The sequence below is a fragment of the Aquimarina algicola genome (assembly GCF_006443095.1).
GTDB lineage: Bacteria > Bacteroidota > Bacteroidia > Flavobacteriales > Flavobacteriaceae > Aquimarina > Aquimarina algicola.
On the sequence record NZ_VFWZ01000002.1, the window covers coordinates 129,521 to 147,501 of the forward strand.

24 protein-coding genes are annotated in these 17,981 nt (G+C 30.5%); all 24 read right to left on the reverse strand.

What is annotated here, in order from left to right; genetic code table 11:
- Nucleotides 1–355 precede the first annotated feature (355 nt).
- Nucleotides 356–1,552 (reverse strand): hypothetical protein, encoded by a 1,197-nt coding sequence (locus FHK87_RS04240; RefSeq protein WP_140590278.1) that lies wholly within the window; start codon nucleotides 1,550–1,552, stop codon nucleotides 356–358.
- A gap of 172 nt (nucleotides 1,553–1,724) precedes the next feature.
- Nucleotides 1,725–2,456 (reverse strand): SDR family NAD(P)-dependent oxidoreductase, encoded by a 732-nt coding sequence (locus FHK87_RS04245; RefSeq protein ID WP_140590283.1) that lies wholly within the window; start codon nucleotides 2,454–2,456, stop codon nucleotides 1,725–1,727.
- A 77-nt stretch (nucleotides 2,457–2,533) separates the two neighbouring features.
- A complete protein-coding gene (locus FHK87_RS04250; RefSeq protein WP_140590287.1) occupies nucleotides 2,534–3,133 on the reverse strand; it encodes an alpha-ketoglutarate-dependent dioxygenase AlkB family protein in 600 nt (199 codons plus the stop codon).
- Entirely contained in the window at nucleotides 3,120–3,365 is a 246-nt protein-coding gene (locus FHK87_RS04255; protein WP_140590292.1) for an Ada metal-binding domain-containing protein, read from the reverse strand. The genes FHK87_RS04250 and FHK87_RS04255 overlap by 14 nt, the downstream gene beginning before the upstream one ends.
- Nucleotides 3,366–3,369: 4 nt before the next feature.
- The gene (locus FHK87_RS04260; protein ID WP_140590295.1) at nucleotides 3,370–4,083 is read right to left on the reverse strand and encodes a 2OG-Fe(II) oxygenase; all 714 of its coding nucleotides are present in this window, start codon (nucleotides 4,081–4,083) and stop codon (nucleotides 3,370–3,372) included.
- A gap of 10 nt (nucleotides 4,084–4,093) precedes the next feature.
- On the reverse strand, nucleotides 4,094–4,942 hold the full coding sequence (locus FHK87_RS04265) for a bifunctional helix-turn-helix domain-containing protein/methylated-DNA--[protein]-cysteine S-methyltransferase (protein ID WP_140590298.1): 849 nt from the start codon (nucleotides 4,940–4,942) through the stop codon (nucleotides 4,094–4,096).
- A gap of 178 nt (nucleotides 4,943–5,120) precedes the next feature.
- On the reverse strand, nucleotides 5,121–6,095 hold the full coding sequence (locus tag FHK87_RS04270; protein WP_226294075.1) for an alpha/beta fold hydrolase: 975 nt from the start codon (nucleotides 6,093–6,095) through the stop codon (nucleotides 5,121–5,123).
- A 77-nt stretch (nucleotides 6,096–6,172) separates the two neighbouring features.
- On the reverse strand, nucleotides 6,173–6,862 hold the full coding sequence (locus tag FHK87_RS04275) for a helix-turn-helix transcriptional regulator (protein ID WP_140590307.1): 690 nt from the start codon (nucleotides 6,860–6,862) through the stop codon (nucleotides 6,173–6,175).
- 200 nt (nucleotides 6,863–7,062) lie between these two features.
- A complete protein-coding gene (locus FHK87_RS04280; protein ID WP_140590311.1) occupies nucleotides 7,063–7,443 on the reverse strand; it encodes a nuclear transport factor 2 family protein in 381 nt (126 codons plus the stop codon).
- Between the two features lie 202 nt (nucleotides 7,444–7,645).
- Nucleotides 7,646–8,122, reverse strand: a complete 477-nt coding sequence (locus FHK87_RS04285) for a hypothetical protein (RefSeq protein ID WP_140590316.1) — start codon at nucleotides 8,120–8,122, stop codon at nucleotides 7,646–7,648.
- Between the two features lie 126 nt (nucleotides 8,123–8,248).
- A complete protein-coding gene (locus FHK87_RS04290) occupies nucleotides 8,249–8,449 on the reverse strand; it encodes a hypothetical protein (protein WP_140590321.1) in 201 nt (66 codons plus the stop codon).
- 146 nt (nucleotides 8,450–8,595) lie between these two features.
- On the reverse strand, nucleotides 8,596–9,066 hold the full coding sequence (locus FHK87_RS04295; RefSeq protein ID WP_226294076.1) for a carboxymuconolactone decarboxylase family protein: 471 nt from the start codon (nucleotides 9,064–9,066) through the stop codon (nucleotides 8,596–8,598).
- Between the two features lie 61 nt (nucleotides 9,067–9,127).
- Entirely contained in the window at nucleotides 9,128–9,961 is an 834-nt protein-coding gene (locus FHK87_RS04300; protein WP_317133542.1) for an AraC family transcriptional regulator, read from the reverse strand.
- Nucleotides 9,952–10,425, reverse strand: coding sequence for a DinB family protein (locus FHK87_RS04305; protein WP_226294077.1), 474 nt, complete (start codon nucleotides 10,423–10,425; stop codon nucleotides 9,952–9,954). Before FHK87_RS04305 ends, FHK87_RS04300 begins: the two co-directional genes overlap by 10 nt.
- Nucleotides 10,426–10,565: 140 nt before the next feature.
- Nucleotides 10,566–11,156 (reverse strand): hypothetical protein, encoded by a 591-nt coding sequence (locus FHK87_RS04310; protein ID WP_140590329.1) that lies wholly within the window; start codon nucleotides 11,154–11,156, stop codon nucleotides 10,566–10,568.
- A gap of 90 nt (nucleotides 11,157–11,246) precedes the next feature.
- The gene (locus FHK87_RS04315; protein WP_140590333.1) at nucleotides 11,247–11,774 is read right to left on the reverse strand and encodes an RBBP9/YdeN family alpha/beta hydrolase; all 528 of its coding nucleotides are present in this window, start codon (nucleotides 11,772–11,774) and stop codon (nucleotides 11,247–11,249) included.
- A 111-nt stretch (nucleotides 11,775–11,885) separates the two neighbouring features.
- Nucleotides 11,886–12,503, reverse strand: coding sequence for a hypothetical protein (locus tag FHK87_RS04320; RefSeq protein ID WP_140590338.1), 618 nt, complete (start codon nucleotides 12,501–12,503; stop codon nucleotides 11,886–11,888).
- Between the two features lie 253 nt (nucleotides 12,504–12,756).
- Nucleotides 12,757–13,050 (reverse strand): hypothetical protein, encoded by a 294-nt coding sequence (locus tag FHK87_RS04325; protein ID WP_140590341.1) that lies wholly within the window; start codon nucleotides 13,048–13,050, stop codon nucleotides 12,757–12,759.
- 169 nt (nucleotides 13,051–13,219) lie between these two features.
- Nucleotides 13,220–13,501 carry a hypothetical protein gene (locus FHK87_RS04330; protein WP_140590345.1) on the reverse strand — a complete coding sequence of 94 codons (282 nt, stop codon included), beginning with the start codon at nucleotides 13,499–13,501 and terminating at the stop codon, nucleotides 13,220–13,222.
- Nucleotides 13,502–13,540: 39 nt separating this feature from the next.
- Nucleotides 13,541–14,203 (reverse strand): peroxiredoxin-like family protein, encoded by a 663-nt coding sequence (locus tag FHK87_RS04335; protein ID WP_140590349.1) that lies wholly within the window; start codon nucleotides 14,201–14,203, stop codon nucleotides 13,541–13,543.
- Between the two features lie 99 nt (nucleotides 14,204–14,302).
- Complete coding sequence (locus FHK87_RS04340) at nucleotides 14,303–14,896, reverse strand: Crp/Fnr family transcriptional regulator (protein ID WP_226294078.1); 594 nt, start codon at nucleotides 14,894–14,896, stop codon at nucleotides 14,303–14,305.
- 132 nt (nucleotides 14,897–15,028) lie between these two features.
- The gene (locus FHK87_RS26030) at nucleotides 15,029–15,229 is read right to left on the reverse strand and encodes a hypothetical protein (protein ID WP_226294079.1); all 201 of its coding nucleotides are present in this window, start codon (nucleotides 15,227–15,229) and stop codon (nucleotides 15,029–15,031) included.
- A 193-nt stretch (nucleotides 15,230–15,422) separates the two neighbouring features.
- Nucleotides 15,423–16,085, reverse strand: coding sequence for a hypothetical protein (locus tag FHK87_RS04350; protein ID WP_140590353.1), 663 nt, complete (start codon nucleotides 16,083–16,085; stop codon nucleotides 15,423–15,425).
- Nucleotides 16,086–16,247: 162 nt separating this feature from the next.
- Entirely contained in the window at nucleotides 16,248–17,933 is a 1,686-nt protein-coding gene (locus FHK87_RS04355) for a S41 family peptidase (protein ID WP_140590357.1), read from the reverse strand.
- Nucleotides 17,934–17,981: the final 48 nt, after the last annotated feature.

Below are 17,981 nucleotides of genomic sequence, written 5' to 3' on the forward strand. Positions count from 1 at the left end.
AAAATATAAATTTGCTTTTGTATGATTACTACCAGCATTAGGGGTGTAGTATGTTTAATACACTATATTTTATTTAGTTACTGTTTTTGTTTTTTTAAATATCCATCGTAACCCTTGTGTAATGAAAGTTGGATATACAGTTGCATGGTCTTTATTAGGAAAACAATACTTTTAATATTGAGGTTTTTGTACCATTGAGAACTTAATTTTTCCTAAAGCGTTCATATTTGGTCAATTTAAGATATTTACTTCTAGTCTGTATGAGTCTCAAGCAACCAATTTTCTATGAATTCTATTTATAAACTTGGACTTATAATATTTCATTAGTCATACCTCTATTTCTTCACCTACCCTATTATAAATTTTTCTTTCGTAAAACATAAAGTCCATAATAGTCTTGTAATTGTTCTCTATTTTTTTTTGAACCAACTTTTACAATAATTAAATCTTTTCCTTTCTCAATCATTGGATAATATAGTTCTATACCTGTTCTAATCACCCCATCTTCATTTTCGAAAGCTTCTAATTTAAATGGAAATGATATTGATCTAGATTTTAATTTTACGAATCCTGTACCGTACCAACCAGCATAACCATAACTTGTCATGCTAAAAAAAGGAGGTTTGAAGCGTTGCTTTTTTTCAAAGGCTTCGATTTGAATAGCACATTTTTTTTCAGGTGAGACGTGCTCTTCCTTTTTTAGTGTAGTGAACCTTTTTTTAAAAATCCCTAAATATTTCTCTAGTCTTATACTAAATGTCTCTGAATCTTCCATTTCAAACAATTCTTTTTTTCCTTTTGATTGGTAATCGTTTTCTTCTTCAACAGGAATTATTGCATTGTATAGTTTTTTAGACTTCAGACGGGTCCAACCACCTTCGCTAAGTAGAAAAAGCTCTAGTACTGTATTTTCTTTATTAGAATAATCCACACCAACATCAATCATAATCGCTTCATCTATATAGTTTTTTATTTCGTCTAAAGACAAATTTTCATCATCTATAATTCGTAAATACTTTTTCTTGGCTTTATCTCCAGTATTAAACCAATCTATGTAATAATCACTTTCAAAGAAAACACCACAGTTGAATAATCTTGGATCAACTACAGAAATAGAATCTATAACATCTCCTTGATTACTAAGTTTCCAGTAAGCAGTATGCTCTAGTTGTCTGTTTTTATCAAAACCTATGATATAATTACTATCATTTATCTGATCATAAAGAAGTGAATAAAAAACAAAACCTCTTCTTTTATTTTGGATAAATAATGGTACCATTTCATAATTATCTGAAACAAGTGGTGCTTCAGAAAGGCTTTTATATGAAGCTACCTCTTTTGGTAATGTTTTACTGGACAAGAAAGATATGACAGGATCTTTAGAGTATATATAGATTATAGAAGCAGAAATTATAAATACAACTATTTTTATAATGTTTTTTGCTTGAAATAGTGTAGAAATTTTAGTCTGCCCAAAAATAATGTATACTACAAAAGCTATAAGAACAAAAAAAATTATTTTAAAAAAACTTTCTGTGTCTATATTTATCATTAGTTAATAGTTTTTGTTAATGGTTTGTATACAAATATGTAGATCTAGAAACACTATATTTTTGGATTAAACCCAACCGTAAAGATATAATAAAGCGGTTTCGGTACTATATCGAAACCGCTTTATTTTTATATACTGTTCTACTTTTGTACTTTATTTATTATTTCTTTTATCACTCTCCATGATACATTTTAGAAAACATTTCAGCTAATCTTGAAGGTTCTTCTTTCCAAGTGTTATACATTTCAAGTCCCATTACGTCTGGTACAATATCTAGTTCTCCCACTTCTACTTTATCCAGTATTATTTTTGCAATACCATCTGGTGCAGGCATATCCCAATCACTCCCTTTATTCATGTCAGTATCAATGGCACCAGGGTTTACAGCATGTACAGTAATTCCCTTTTTTTCTAATTCAGTTCTAACTGAAAGTGTAGCCGAATATAAAGCTGTTTTTGAAGCAGAATAACCCGCAATGGAGGCTAAAGGAGAATAGGCTACAATAGAAGCTATATTAATTATTCTAGCAGGTGTATTTTGTTCTAAAACGGGTGCAAATGCTCGCATCATATTTACTGTACCATAATAATTAACTCTCATATCATCTTCCAACATACTAATTTCTCCTTTTAGAATATTTCCGTAACTTAAAATTCCCGCATTATTAATAAGGACATTTACATCTTTTGTATTCTTTGCAATTTCCAGAATTTGAGTATTATCTGTAATGTCCAATGCTAATGTCTCAATCCTTTTGTCTCCAAAATTTGGCATTTTGTTTACATCTCTGGATGTTGCATAAATTTTTTTTGCTCCTTTTTCTAATGATGCCTTTACAAGTGATTTTCCAATTCCTCTATTTGCTCCAGTAATTAGAATTACTTTCTCTTTCAATGTTTGCATGTTTTATATTTTATTTAAATGATCAGGATGCAAAAATATATTGAGGATAGTGCTTGTAAAACCCGTTACTTGCGGTCTTAAATGTCGATTGTTCTAAAGGTTAAATTTATTCTTGGATATTTTACTTTTTTTGTTGGTGGTAAACGATGAAGCCAATGTGTTTGTGTCTCTCCTTTCATAACCAACAAACTACCTTTTTCTAAAAGGACAGAAACCTTTTGTTTTGTCTTTTTGTGTTTAAACAAAAAATTACGTTCTGCTCCAAAGCTTAAAGAACCAATCGCTCCATTTTTTTTCAAATCTTTTTCAGCATCACTGTGCCAGGCCATTCCTTCGTTACCGTCATGATATAGATTAAGCAAACAAGAGTTAAATTTTTCTCCTGTTTCCTTTTCTACTATTTTTTTGAGATCTAAAAGTTCTTCTGTCCAAGGAAAAGCCAATTTGGTTGTTTTTGAATACGTGTAACTAAAGGGCTCATCTCCGCACCAAGCTACTTTTCGTTTTGTGACTATCTGTTTTCCCAAAACAACAGCTTTATCATTTTCCCATTGAATATTCTTTAACAATTGATCAAAATAATATTGAGCCTTTTTGATATTCATTATTGAACCGTAATACCTAACTTCTCCATCAAAAGGCAAGAGGTTGGCTTTTGGTGTATTAAACAAGTCCATTTTTCCAATTTTTATAGTCGGCACGCAAACAATGTCCACAAGGTCTATACCCGTTTTTTTTGGCTTGCTCTATTGTTTTAAAAAAAACACGGTTTTCTCTTTTCATTCTTTTCCCTGATTTGCATTGCAAAGTACCGTAAATCTTTAAGTTATGATTTCCGCCATATACAATTTCTTTTTGTTTTATTTTTTGATGAAGCGCTACATCATCAATGTCTATATGTTTTATCATTTTGTTAGTTAGTTGCTTCATGAAATATAACCCCTAAGGTATGACGTTCTCCACTAATTACTTCGCTTACTCCGTGTTTCATATTTACTCGATAGTAACCTCTTATTCCTTTAACTGGCCGGAAATTGGTAGTAAAAATAAGCATGTCTCCTTTTCTGGGTTTTAAGACAGTGGCTTTAGATTGTGCCCTTGGTGTTTGTTGTGTCAAGACAAATTCTCCTCCAGTAAAATCCTTGTCTGGTTCGTTTAAAAATAGAACGCATTGCATAGGAAAATAGACTTCTCCGTATAGATCCTGATGTAAAGTATTAAAGCCACCTTTTCCATATTTTAAAATCAATGGTGTTGGTTTTGATTGATTATTTTGATGGCAAAGTGACTGTAAATTTTCTAATGTCTCAGGAAATATTCTATCTATGTTTAGTACTCTCATCCAGAGGTTGGCAATGACTGAAAGTTTTGGATATATCATTTCTCTTAATATTTGGATAATTTCAGGGAGTGGATCATCAAAGTATTTATATTCACCCAAACCAAAACGATAGCGTTCCATTACTACGGTTTTTCGATACAAATTTTCGTTATCATATTTTTTTATGAATTCATTACACTGCTGGTCAGAAAGTATTTTTGGAATAGTGGCATAACCTTTTTGATTCATTGATTCTCTAACCGCTTGCCACTTGATCCTCGTCAGTCTTATTTTTAAATTTTCCATAACTAAACAGCTATTTTGAGAGGTTAGTTATCGAAGCTTCCCAACCAATAATAGCAGTTTTTCGAGTTGTTCCCCACATATAACCACCAAACATTCCTGTTGATTGAATTACTCTATGACAAGGAATTAAAAAAGCAATAGGGTTATTACCAATTGCTGTCCCTACTGCTCTTGACGCTTTTGGTCGTTGAATAAGATTTGCAATAGTTCCATATGTGGTTAGATTACCTACGGGTATTTTTAGTAAAGCTTCCCAAACTTTTAATTGAAAATCTGTTCCTTTAAGGTGTAGTTTAATAGTATTTATCGCACTCCAATCCTTATTGTAAATTTGTAATGCATTTTCTTGTATTTTGTCTGTTTGCAATGTAAAATGTGCTTTAGGGAAACGTTTTTCAAGTTCTGAAAAGGCTATTTTTTTGTCATCTGAAAACCCCATATAACAAACTCCTTTGTAGGTAGAAGCTACTAAAATTTGTCCAAATAGACTTTCAGAAAAACTGTAATTTATCTTGAGGTTTTCTCCCTTGTTTTTAAATTCGCCAGGTGTCATCCCTTCAATTTTCACAAATAAATCATGTAACCTACCTGTACCAGAAAGCCCTGTTTTGTAAGCAGTTTCAGATAGGGTAGCTTTAGAATTGTTCAAAATTTGTTTTGCATGTTGTATACTTATAAATTGTAAGAATTTTTTGGGGCTAACACCTGCCCAATCGGTAAACATTTTTTGAAAATGAAAAGGACTTAGGTTAATTTTTTTGGCAATATCTTCAAGACTTGGTTGATCTGTATAGTTATGTTGTATATATTCAATAGCGTCTGCTATTCGAGTATAATTTATGTATTCTTGCGCATTCATTATTTTCAAATTTTATAACAGCAAAAATAGAATTGATTAGACCTCTATAAAACCCAAAAATTGCTGAATGTATAGGTATTTCTTATATAACACACAACGTAAGATATAAAAACACGTTTCAATGTATTTTCATCCATTGTTATGGATTCACGGGTGATTTATTCAATCTTTTTTTAATTTAAGTCTGAGTACCGTATCCTTTTTTGACATCATGTTGTTCTAACCATTTTAAAATGGTTTGGGTAGTTTCTTTTGGTTTTTCTTGTTGAATACAATGACCACAATCAAGGCTAACCACTTCTACATTAGGAACAAAATCTCTAAGGTTCTTAGACTTAGGAATCATATCCTGTTCACCATATATCATCAATGTAGGATGTTTAATAATTGGGTTTACGTCTGCAAGTAAATGCCAATTTCGATCAAGGTTTCTGTACCAATTTATACCACCTGTAAATCCTGATGCTTCAAATGCTGAAATAAAAATGGCTAGTTCATCTTCACTCATTATTGGTTCTCCAAGTGGTTTTTCTGCTTTTGCAAGATTAATCATTAACATTCCCGGTTCGGGTGATGTAAGAGGTACATTTTTTCTGAATAAATTGCGAAGAAAATTAGAATTGTTTTTATCTAATATAGCATCTGCGACTCCTTGTTGTCGATTGAAGTGAACAAAATAATTATCTTCTCCAAATATCTCTTCCATCCACTCAATCCAAGGCTTTTTTCCACGAACTTGATATGGCAAAGCCAAATTTACTATTTTTCTTACTCGTTCCGGATGCAATAATGCAAGATTCCAAACAACATTTGCCCCCCAATCATGACCAATGAAAATGGCGTCTTTATACCCATAATAATCAAGTAGCGAAACTAAATCACCTGTTAAATGTTTTATGTCGTACTCCTTTACTTCAGTAGGACAGGATGATTTTCCGTAACCTCTTTGATTAGGAACAATGACATGATATCCTGCTTTGACAAGTTCAGAAATTTGGAAACGCCAAGAAAACGCATGCTCTGGGAAGCCATGGCAGAGTACAATGGGTTTATCTTTATTTTGTTTGCCTGCCTCAAATACTTCGAGCTCAATATCATTAACTGAAATCATAGTAGAACTTGGAAATTCGATTGAATTATTTTTTTTGTTCATTGCGTTTGTCATTTTTTTGTTTAAAAATTATTGTGATACAAAAGTAAAATCAGTCGGCGACAGCCTTATGGCAAGGGTTAATTATATTTGTCAAAATACTCTTGTAAAGTCATATTATGAGGTTCGAATTTTTCTGTTAGCATTTCCATTTTTTGAATTCTATCGGGTCTAAAAAACCTAAACTCATTGCGCAAACGACACCGTGCAATTAAATACCAATTTTCAGAATTTAATATCGCAAAAGGTTCTATCAATCTAATTGACATACAATTTTCTTTGTTGATATATTCTATTTTAACAAGTTTGTAATTAGTCAATGCATTTTGCAAATCTGATAAATTGTCGCTATTTCTTTCTTGATGTATAACTTGGTTGTATTGAGTCCTATCCTTTAATAAATTTGTTTTGTCTTTGACCGTATATTTTAGGATTGATTTTATTTTATCAATTGCTTCTGAATAGTCTTTTATAAATGATGCGTCTTTACTGTTTAATACTAATTGTTCTGCAAGTATTAAAGCATTTGCTTGTTTTTCGGTAAACATTACAGGTGGGATTTTATATCCGTCCATTAATGTATATCCTTTTCCTTCTTCTGTTAATACAGGAACCCCAGACTGTTCTAATGCTTTTATATCTCTGTAAATAGTTCTTTTACTAACATCAAATTTATTTGCTAATTCTGAAGCTGTCAAAATTCGTTTCGTCTGTAATTGAATTAAAATTGCTGTTAATCTTGATAGTCTATTTGTTTCAGAATAATCCATTTTTAAATATAGTTATTGTTTTTTTCAAATGGCTTACAAGGAGTTTGTATGTGAAAAGTAGCATGATATTAGTTTTCATTATAGAAACTACAGTAATAAAAAAGTGCAAAACTTTATGTCCTGCACTTAATGCGCTATTTTGTATACCTGTTGTTGTGCTCTGTCATTTTGTGACATGAAATATTCATTATTGTTAAAGTTTATAGCACACTTTGATAAAGGATTTTATCTATATACCAAGAACTATTTTCTTTAACAAGAAACAAATAATCACATCCTTTTCGATTTTCTGCCCAATACATATCTATTTTAACTACAGCTATTCTATCTTGAGTATTTAAAATTTCTATATCAATTTCAGATTCGGGCATGATTTTTTCTTTATTATATAACAAAACCCATTGTTTGATTTCCTCTATTCCTACTGTTGATAAATCAAGCCATTTTTGGGAATCATAGTCATAAATAAAACCAGTTTTGGTTGCATTTTTAGCAAAGTATTTGTCTATTAAATTTGTATCGAGTTCTTTAAAAGCCTTAGGATACATTTTAGAAACCTTTATAATTTCATTTTCATTCATTTCTATAAATATTTTATTTAATGAAATAAAAGTAGGGAGAGGATATGACAGCCCTATGTCAACTACGTTTAGAAACTTTCAAAATATTTTTTAAGTTTAAAATTGCTAGATTCAATTCTCCTATTTGCTTATTCTTGCTTATGAATTGAATGATAGATTATCTTCAATTGACATTAATTCTAAATTAATTTTCTATTAACAACTATTTTATTCTTTTTATTGTAGATAAATATTTCAAACAATATTCAGGTTCTCCTTTACCTAACTCTTTTTGATCAATCGAAACTATCTTAAACACCTCTTCTTGAGACTCTAGGATTCCTTCCATTCTATATTCAGTTCCACCGCTTCCACCTGCTTCACTAAACGTGTAATAGCTTAAAGTAAATCCATTTTCAAAAGTATAGGATTCTGTGTATTTCTCTTTTTTAATGTTTGATTGAAACTTAGCAATACCGAATTGCCTAATTGCCCTCCCGTTAGGATTTAAATCGATTGTTAGCCTATCCTCATTTTTAAAAATATGATGTTTTTGAGGAATCATTAATTTGATATTTAATGTTTTCGATTCTAACTCAAAAAGATTCTCTAAAAGCAATACTTGTTTAAAGTCTTTTTTATTTGAATTACAAGATAATAGCAAGGTTATCGCAAATAAGACTATTAATTTCACTTTCATTTTTTTAATTTTTGCTAGCATCATGATTAGTACTTTTGGACTAAGTATTTTCTAATTCGGTAGACAGAATTTCCCAAGAAAACTTTACTAACTCTGAGTTTTCCATATCAATAAAATCAACCAGTTCTAAATTATTAAAGATATAGTGATCACTAAATATACCAAGGCATTATCATGATCCCAAATTTTTACTTGAAGAAACTCACCGATAATTCCTTCTCTTGTAAATATCTCTTTTACTTTTCTGTTTATTACTAGCGCCCTATCAAGACGGCCTAAAATATCATATAATTTAATATTTTCTTTGAAATTAGGATCGCAACGCATAATGGTATTCTCTGGTTTTGGGAAAACACTTCTAAGGAATTTCCTTTTTGGTATTTATTAGATGTAGCCCTTCATCAGGAACACAAAATAGCGGTTCAAGTTGACATCAAAAACCGCTATTCTTTATACAAGTGTGTTCTAAACTGTTATTTTTCCTCTTTTCTTTCTTCTATGACTTCTTTCAACGTAAAAGTACCATTCAATGCAGAAGGAAAACCTGCATAAACCGACATCAAAATCATAATTTCTGAAAGCTCTTGTTCGGTAACTCCAACATTCAAAGCAGCATTAATATGGACTTTTAGTTGTGGACTAGCATTCCCCATTGCAACTAAGGCGGCGACAACTGCAATTTCTTTTGTTCTATTGTCCAAAATTTCCCTGCTGTAAACGTCTCCAAATGGATATTCGATGGTGTATTTTCCCAAGTCAGGCGAAACATTTTTTAAGCTTTCTATTACGTTCACGCCAGCTTGTCCGTCAATTTCCTTTAACTTTTCCCAACCTTTCTTAAATCGTTCTGTTTTTGTACTGTCCATTTTAGTTTGATTTTCTGTTTGTCCGTATCCACTTATAGTGATGAATAAAGAGAATAGTAGAATTGATAAATAATTCATTTTGTTTTTATACAAAACTAATGGTAGAAAGAAGTTCCTTTACAGGACTTTTTCGAGATTTTCAGACACTTTTGAAGTCTGTAGGCGAAAGGTTTGTTTTCTGTTTAAATATTCTTGAAAAATAGGAGCTGTCCTCAAAACCTAATCGAAATGCAATTTCTTTTACTGACAGATCCGTAAAATAAAGTAATCGTTTGGCTTCTGTAATTTTCTTTTCTAAGATGATTGTTTTAGGGCTTTGACCGTAATTTTCTTTACAGATTTCGTTGAGTTTATCAATAGTCAAATTCAACTTAGAAGCGTAATCGTTTACAGAAAGGTTTTTGTTTATGTTATCTAATACTAGTTTTGAAAACTTTAAGGTTGTTTTTGAATAAAATCCTTTGTTTTGAAGCAATTCGTTAGACAGCCTTCTTAATTTAAGTAGTAAAAATGAAATTCCTTGAATAATTGTTTTTTCACTCAAGCTATCATTATACTTGAATTCTTCGATAAGTTGTTCAAACAGGGGTTTTAAGCTTTTTTTATCTATAGATGACAAGTCCAGATATGGGATGTTGGTAAATTCTATTGTTGGTTCTTTTAGAAGATGCTTGTCAAAGACAACAATATATCCTTTTGAGTTTTTTGAATAAGACCAATTATGAACCTGTTTTGGTTGCATTAAAAACAATCTGTCGTGTTTGATTTCATATTCCTCAAAGTCGATTACATTAATTCCTACACTTTTTGTAAACCAAACAAGAGAATAAAAGTCGTGTCTATGTGGCCATTCAATATCTGGATCTTCTGTTCCCTCAAAAGTACCAATGTAGAAAAACTTTTCTTTTGGGTTAGAAACTATAATGTCTGATATAGAATATTCTTTCAGCAGGATGTTATGTGTTAAATAAATTTTCTAATACTCATCATATGACCTAAATGTAATCCTTCATGATAATTATTAAATTCGAAGGCATCCATTAGTGAACTTAAATAAAACCCTGTTCCTGTCATTCGTTCGTTGTAAGTATTAAAAATACCATTATAAAAATCTGTTTTTGTTTTTTCAATCATAGAAATTAACAAAATTTTCAGCGCTTCCATTTCGGATTCAGTTATTAATCCTGTAGGTTTTGTTCCGTGTTTATAAAGTTCGAATAGTTCATCTGAGATATATCCTTTGAGATTCGAACCTTTATAAATTAATGCTTGTTGGGCTACTATTATGTGTCCAATATTCCAAATTAAGTTATTATTAAATCCATTTGGTATTTTGTTAAGCTGTTCCAAAGTGTATTTGTCAAAATAATCCAAGTAGAGATTTCGACTTGTTTCCCAGACTGTGAATACAGATTCCATTTTAATTTCTGTTGTCATTTCTCAAATATTGGGTGAGTGTATGAGTAGTAGATTTACACTATTACTTTTCAATTTACAATATACTTAATTTAACGAAAAAGCGGTTCGAGTTGACACTTAAAACGGTTATTACTTACCCCCTCTTATTAGGCAATGTTTTATTTGATCAAAATCCCAATCCCAGCTAGTCTTTCTATATTTTGCTTAGCCATTTTGAGGTAATTTTTATAATCATTCTCAAATTTAGATTGAGTTATATCACCAAGTCGGTCTACATACTTCAAACAATTCTTAAACAGTTCTAATTCGTTTTGATTGGCTGGTTTAAAATTATTCCATTCTTGATATTGTCTGTCAAACTGAGCGTCCCAAGCTTCAAAAATCAGATTGTATTGATGGTTTTCTGCATCTTCATCATATTCATCTTCATTATCAATTTCTAATGGTTCTCTTCCTCCAAAATTTGGAACAGGCGAGCGTAATACGGTGAAATTAATCACTTCTTTATCCTGTAACTCTAGAACAATTAAGCCAGGACTCCACTCAATTAACCAATAACATTTATTTTCAAACAAAATGTAGCTCCATCTTGCAGCAGTGTGCAAAATTGCAGAAAACCCTTCTACATAATCAATTTCTTTTGCAGGTTTTAGGTTTGGTATGATGTACGTTCTAAAATATTCATTATCTGGCTTCTCAACTTCGGCTGTCAATGGATTATTATTCTCATCCCAAATAATATATTTCATGAATTCTGTGTTTTAAATATTGCCTTACGGTTTAGCTAAACGATATAGCAATACTATAAGCATTCTAACCATTATTGATAGTAGTGTTCTTTATTCAAATTGGTTCAAGATTTCAAGTGCTTCTTTCCAATTACCAAAACCAGAGTCTGCATTTATATGTCCCGCATCTCCTATATTTACAAATTCACTCCCCCAGTTATTTGAAAAATACTCTGCCCTATCGATTGACACCCAAGGGTCGTTGGAACTTGCTACGACGATAGTCTTAAATTTAATTTCATCTTTGGGGATAGGATCAAATCCTTTGGCCGGAAAAGTATATAGAGGAGCCTCGAGGTCACTTGGAGCAACGAGCAATGCTCCTTTTATTTGTCTTTGATATACTGTAGCCCATTTTGCAATTGTTGAGCAACCTAAACTATGACCTATCAAAACAACTGTTGATAAATCAAACTCTTGAACTTTTTCATCAATTCTTTTTATCCAATCTTCACAATTAGGAGCATCCCACTCGTCTTGTTCTATCCTATAGAAATTATTTCCCGATTTTTCGAGGTAAGTTTGCCAATGCTCCTCTCCTGAGTTACCCAAACCAGGAACAATTAAATAATTTATCATTATAGCTATTTTTTCACTTCTCAACAACAATACAGATGCCCTTATATTCAAGTAAATATGTATACAGCATTTACAATTATTTGTTTTTAGTTATGTGTAAAAATACAGGAATCATTTGATTAATCGCTTAGTACTATGAAGACATTTATCATGTTCGGTATGGTTTTTAATTTCTATTGGAATAATATTTTCAAAAGGTTCTTTGTCGGCTTTAAATTCTAATCGGTCAAATGCAATCACAGATTTACCATTTTCTATTTCCGAATTCACTAAATTTTCTAAAAATCCAATTCCATTAGCATCGACTCCATAATAATCCAAAATTATACTATCATTTCTGTCTAATAGTGCTTTTATTATTAAAGCTTTTCTATTGGTAAAACTCAAAAGCCCTAATTTATCTTTTAAATTAATTCCGATCTCTTCTACAATTTTTTTCGCTCTCAATTTTTCAATTCGCATTTTATGGACTAGGTATTTATTTACAGTCAAAGGACTCATTAATTCTATAAATGTCTTTTGTTGATAATTTTTTGCCCATGGAAGATTAGGTTCTTGATTTTGAAAACGTTTTATTAATTCTATAGTTAGGTCGAAACCTAATGGCATGTACTTTTTGTCAAAATTTGGGGTATAAATTCGGATAAGATTACCGCTTTTTAATTCAAACTCAGGTATGGAAATTCCATTTATTTTAAATTCTTGGTTATGAAAAATAGTATTTGTCATAATTGTGACTCAATAACACAATACGCGCGCATGTATGTATACAGCATTTACAATTGTTTGTTTTTAGTTATATGTAAAAATACAAGAATCATTTGATTGCTGTGAATGCGTATATCTTAATTGTTTGTTGTTTTTAAATCCAGAATTGCCACCATTTCTTATTTCCTTTTCTATCCAGTTCTTTAAGTTTCTATTGATGCAGCTCATCATGTGTTTTTTCTATTTGTATTAAATATTCAGTCCAAGAATGAGCTTATATGTTCATATGCTCATCTGAGCCTTCTAAGTCAAAAATATGGACTTTTTCTTCTCCATTAAGTTTAATGAAATAGTAATGTTCCTCTCCATCTGATCCAATAGAAAAACTTTTGTCTTCTTTGGTAAATACTCCATTTAAGTTTATTATCCTTTTAGGGTTATTACACAATAAAAATTCAGCTGCCCAAGAATCTTTGGAAAAAAGGTAGTTGAGCATTGTTGAAACATAAAACTCTGGTAATTTTATTCCAAGTTGCTCCTCTATTATTTTAATACCTTCAGGTTCCATTCAAAATTCTGTTTTTTTAGTAATCTTGTCTCTAGTAATAAAAAGAATTCTCTGAATAGATTTTATCAACTACTTTTCAATTTACAATATACTTAATTTAACGAAAAAGCGGTTCAAGTTAGTACTCAAACCGCTATTGCTTAAAAGACAAATTATTGTAGCATATTATTTACTTTTCTATTTTATTAAAAAGCTTGTACCAAAGGTGACCTGTTACAAAATAAATTAATAGGATACACAAAGAACCAAAGTACAATTTGTTAGTAAATATCTCATCTAATCCATATTGATATACGTAAAGTACTATAGAAATGACCAAACATAAAAAGCCATAAGCAATATTCTGTTTGTTACCAAAACCAAAAACACTAAACATTCGTCCTTTCCATATACCTAAAACTAAATGAGGCATAGCATTCATTAAGGTTACTCCTATTATAAAATCTATCATACTATTGCTTTAAATTGAATATTGTATTATCAGCTATTTTTATTTTGTCTTTATTGTATCTATAATTTCTGAAACCTCAACACGGTTTCTATAATCTCCACCTAAAGATTTTGCAAATAAGACGGTTGCATCTTTCTCTATGATAAACACTGCAGGAATTGGCAACTCTCTTGAATCATCTGGATAATGAGCATCAAAATCGAACCCTAATTCTGCCATTGTATTAACTGGTTTATCATTATTTATAAAAACAGTTGTATATTTTCTTGCCACGATATTACCATTATCGCTTAAGACCTCAAAATTGAGTTCGTTTTTCTCTTTTACATTTAGAGATTCATCAGGTGTTTGTGGTGAGATTGCTACTAGTTCTGCGCCCAAATCATGTATTTCGTTCAACGACTTTTGATAGTGCGACAACTGTAAATTACAATAAGGACACCAAGTACCTCTATAAAAAGTAAGGATAACTCTTTTGTCTTTTAGCAAATCTGAAAGTCTTATAGTTTTGCCTGTTGCATTAGAGAGTGAAAAGTCTGGTGCTTTGTCTCCTACTTGCAATTTCAAGATCGATTTATGATGATTATGTAGATGTTTTGCATCATTGTCAAATACTTCGAGTGCTTCTTTGGGAAGCATAGTTCCTAAATTCTCTCGTAAATCTTTTAAGTTTTCTTGATAGGATTTTTTTTCTGTGATCATTTTACCTTGTTTTAATTGAAGTCAAAATCGACAATACAAAGGTGTGACGATGTTACAACTTTAAAAATGAACTGGATTAGGAAATTATCTTGAAATAGATTAAGATTTTGTGGATAATCGCTTCCGTATTTTGCTCAAAAATTCGGGTGACATCCCTAGGTATGAAGCTAAAGCATATTGAGGTACACGTTGAACAATTGAAGGGTAAAGGTTTAGAAAATCCAAATAACGTTCTTCTGCAGATTTATCCAGGTTAGACAATATTCGTCTTTGTGAAAATGCAAATGATTTTTGGGCAACTAACCTAAAGAATCGTTCAAATTTTGGGTTCTCACTGCATAATTTTTCGACATCATCATATGATATCTGTTGTACTATCGAATCTTCGATTGCCTCAACAAATAATAAAGCTGGTGTTTGACTTATGTAACTATTAAAATCGCTTATAAACCAATCATCAATAGCAAATTGAATTGTATGCTCAATCCCTTCATTATTCACAAAATAACTACGAAATACACCTTTAAGGACATAGGTTTGATGTGTACATATAAAATTTGGTTGAACTATGAATTGTCTACGTTTTATGTTCGAGGTTCTTACAATTGATATAAATTGATTTTCATCCTCCTTATTCAAGGGGACATATCTTTTGATATTATCTAATATGTTTTTGTAATCTCTCAAGTTCATTTTAATGTTCAACAACGATAAGTGTAAAATTAGTCTTTAATGCATTTATAAAACACCTTATTGTGCTTAGTATTTTTTGTTACAATTATGATTCCTGTTGGACCAATTCATTTTAGTCAAATTAAAATCTTCTCAGTTTTCTAAATACTTAATTAATGTATCAACATCCTCTTGATGGCCATCAGTCCAATTTGGTTGAGTAAACATGCCATCAATACTGTAAAATCTAACTGCTTTAACATATATAAAGAATGTAGCAATATACTTGCTATTATTATCAAAAGTTACAATTACATCAGAGTTGTCATTTAATTCTTCAGCTCCTCCAATCATTGTTCCTTTGTCCTTACTCTCAATCTATATTTATTGGTATCTGCACTGATCATACATAACGTTGTGTTTATAATTTCGTTGCATTCATGAACACTAAATTTAGCAAATAAAAGCTGAATAGAAAATCTGAGAGAATTTTGATAAGTAAGCGAGAACTAGCAATGAATTCTACGCGCTGTTGCACTAGCTTTTTTTATCTTTCTGTTGTTTTAAATTCTTTTTCTATTAATTTTCTTAATTCTAAAATTGAAATTCCGTTCTCAACGTTTTTGTCCATTTCTAAATGATAAAAATCTATGTACCCGACTTTGGTGATTGTATTATATTCTCCAAGAATGTGGTCAAGATAAAGAAATGATAATGCTTGATGTTTTTTAACATCTGAATTCATATTTCTAATATAAACTTGAATATTTACTTTTCCTTGTTCTTTATCTAATCTAGGAATAATTTTAATATCTGAACTTGGATATTCAATTCCGTCATAATTCAGTTTGGTTTCGTCTGATGCTTGTCTAAATTTTTTGATTATCCAATTATCTAACTTAGGTTTTGAATCATATAATTTTTCTGTAGGTAAAATACCTTCTGACATTCCATCTGGTGTAATTATTAGAACAACTTCATTTTTTTCGGTCAAAGTCATTTCGGGAAAAAGAACAGAATTATATTTTTTCATTTCACTAGTCAGTTGATTATAAATGGTATAATCTTCGTGGTTAGAATTAATGAAATTTTCTAGTTCGACTTTATTTTCAGAAACCCAATTCCAAAATTTTTCTTCTTTTGTTTTTGTTTCAGATTTACATCCAACCAATAATACAGTTGAAAATAAAAATAATAATGTTTTGTTCATTTTTTATTGGAATTTGTTTTTCTAGCTTGTTGTTAACTTTTATCGTGTATAGCTTTCGCCACTATTCAGGAGGTATCGTTTATACGAAATTTGTTTTAATTAAAGGTAAATAAATTTTGTGTAAAAGTTTAGGCATTAACTATACACGTTGTTGGTAATAGTTTATTCTTTATTAATCAATTCTAAAGTGTACTTCAAAGTAGTATCTATGCCATTTAACCAATCTTCAATGGTTCTTACACTATAATGATGTGGTTGCACACCCCTTTCCTGTGAAATAGAATCGACATCATTTATATGTGTAAATCTTCCTACCAAATAAAAAACGTTTGTATTTTTAAGACAAAACATTTGTTGACCACCAGTATAAAAAATCCCTCCATTAGATTCTTCTCCTATTAAAGTGCCCAAGTTATGATGTTTTGCTAAAGCAAGTAATTGTCCAGTAGTAGAACCTGATCGACCGTCAGTTAAAAAATAAACATTACCCTTATACGTAGTTTTAAATGGTTTTAAAGGTTGTAATTTACTGTCATTTAGTGGAGCTACTTTAAAATAAGTAAAAGGTGTTTTTACTAAATATTGTAAAACATGTGCTGCTCCCCAAGAATTTCCCCCGCCATTCCCTCGAACATCAATAATTAAATTTTTTGGCATTTTTTTATTTATTTCCTCGAAACTATCATCGATAAACTTTTGAAGAATATGAAATTTATTACCATAAAAGTCCCAATGATTTATTGTCAAAAGCGCTATGTTTTCATTAATAAAATTGAAACAAAAAGCGTCTTTGCAAGTACGTAAACTCTTAAATTGAAATGTATACTCATCCAGCATTTTTAAAAAAATAGGTTCTTGTCGCCCTTTAATTATTACTTCATATTCTTTTGGAAATCCTAACGAATAGGGCACCATTGCTGTCGCTCGTCCATTAAACAAATGTCGTTTTGCAGGGTTTTCAACCTTGCCCTGTGATGAAGTGTGCTTAAAAATATCTTCTATAATTTCGAAACTACTTTTTCCGTTGATTGAAAATATTTCTATACCCACTTTTACTTGGTTTTTATTTATCAATGGGTCTATCACATAAAGCCTATTATCAATGTACGATAATTCCATTGGGAAACGCAAGGTATCTGGTAACATTTCACTCTCTTGTTGAAAATACATAGGAATTGCACTGTGTCCACAATTTATATTGGCTACCAATTCGCTACAATGCCAAATAAACTCTGCATAAGTGGTTTTATCTGTAATGAGGTCTTTTTTATCTTCTACTACTTTCCAAAACTCTTCTTTTGAGATAGATTTATACGGATGAGGATTAACTGTGGTTAAGCTATGTGCTAATTCATATAAATCATCTAAATACTGTTGCTTGGTATATATTTTATAAAACTTATTCTTGTCTCTATTCTCAAACTTTATTTTTGTTATAAACCGTTCGGCATTGGTGTTTTTTGGATTCAAATCGAGAGATTTTTGGTAATTAATAACGGCTTTTTCATAATTCTCATTCATGTAATATGCTTCACCTAAACTGTCATAACCATTAAAATCATTAGGAAATTCGAATACCAATAATTGAAAGATCTTTATGGCATCATCAACTCTACCATCATTCATGAGTTGATATCCTAGGTTGTTGAGCTCATTTTTATCATTAAAATTGTATTGTTTACTATTGTCTTTTTTAAGAATTTTATAATGACGAATAGCCTTGTCAATATTATTATACGCATAAGAAATCAATGTCTCTTTAATAGACTTTTGAGATTGAATTTGTGCATTGGAAATACTCGCAAAAAATAAGATTGAATTAAGGATTATAAATTGTTTAAACATCATTTTGTAATTTTTCGACAATTATAAAATGTATTAAATGAAATAATTTAT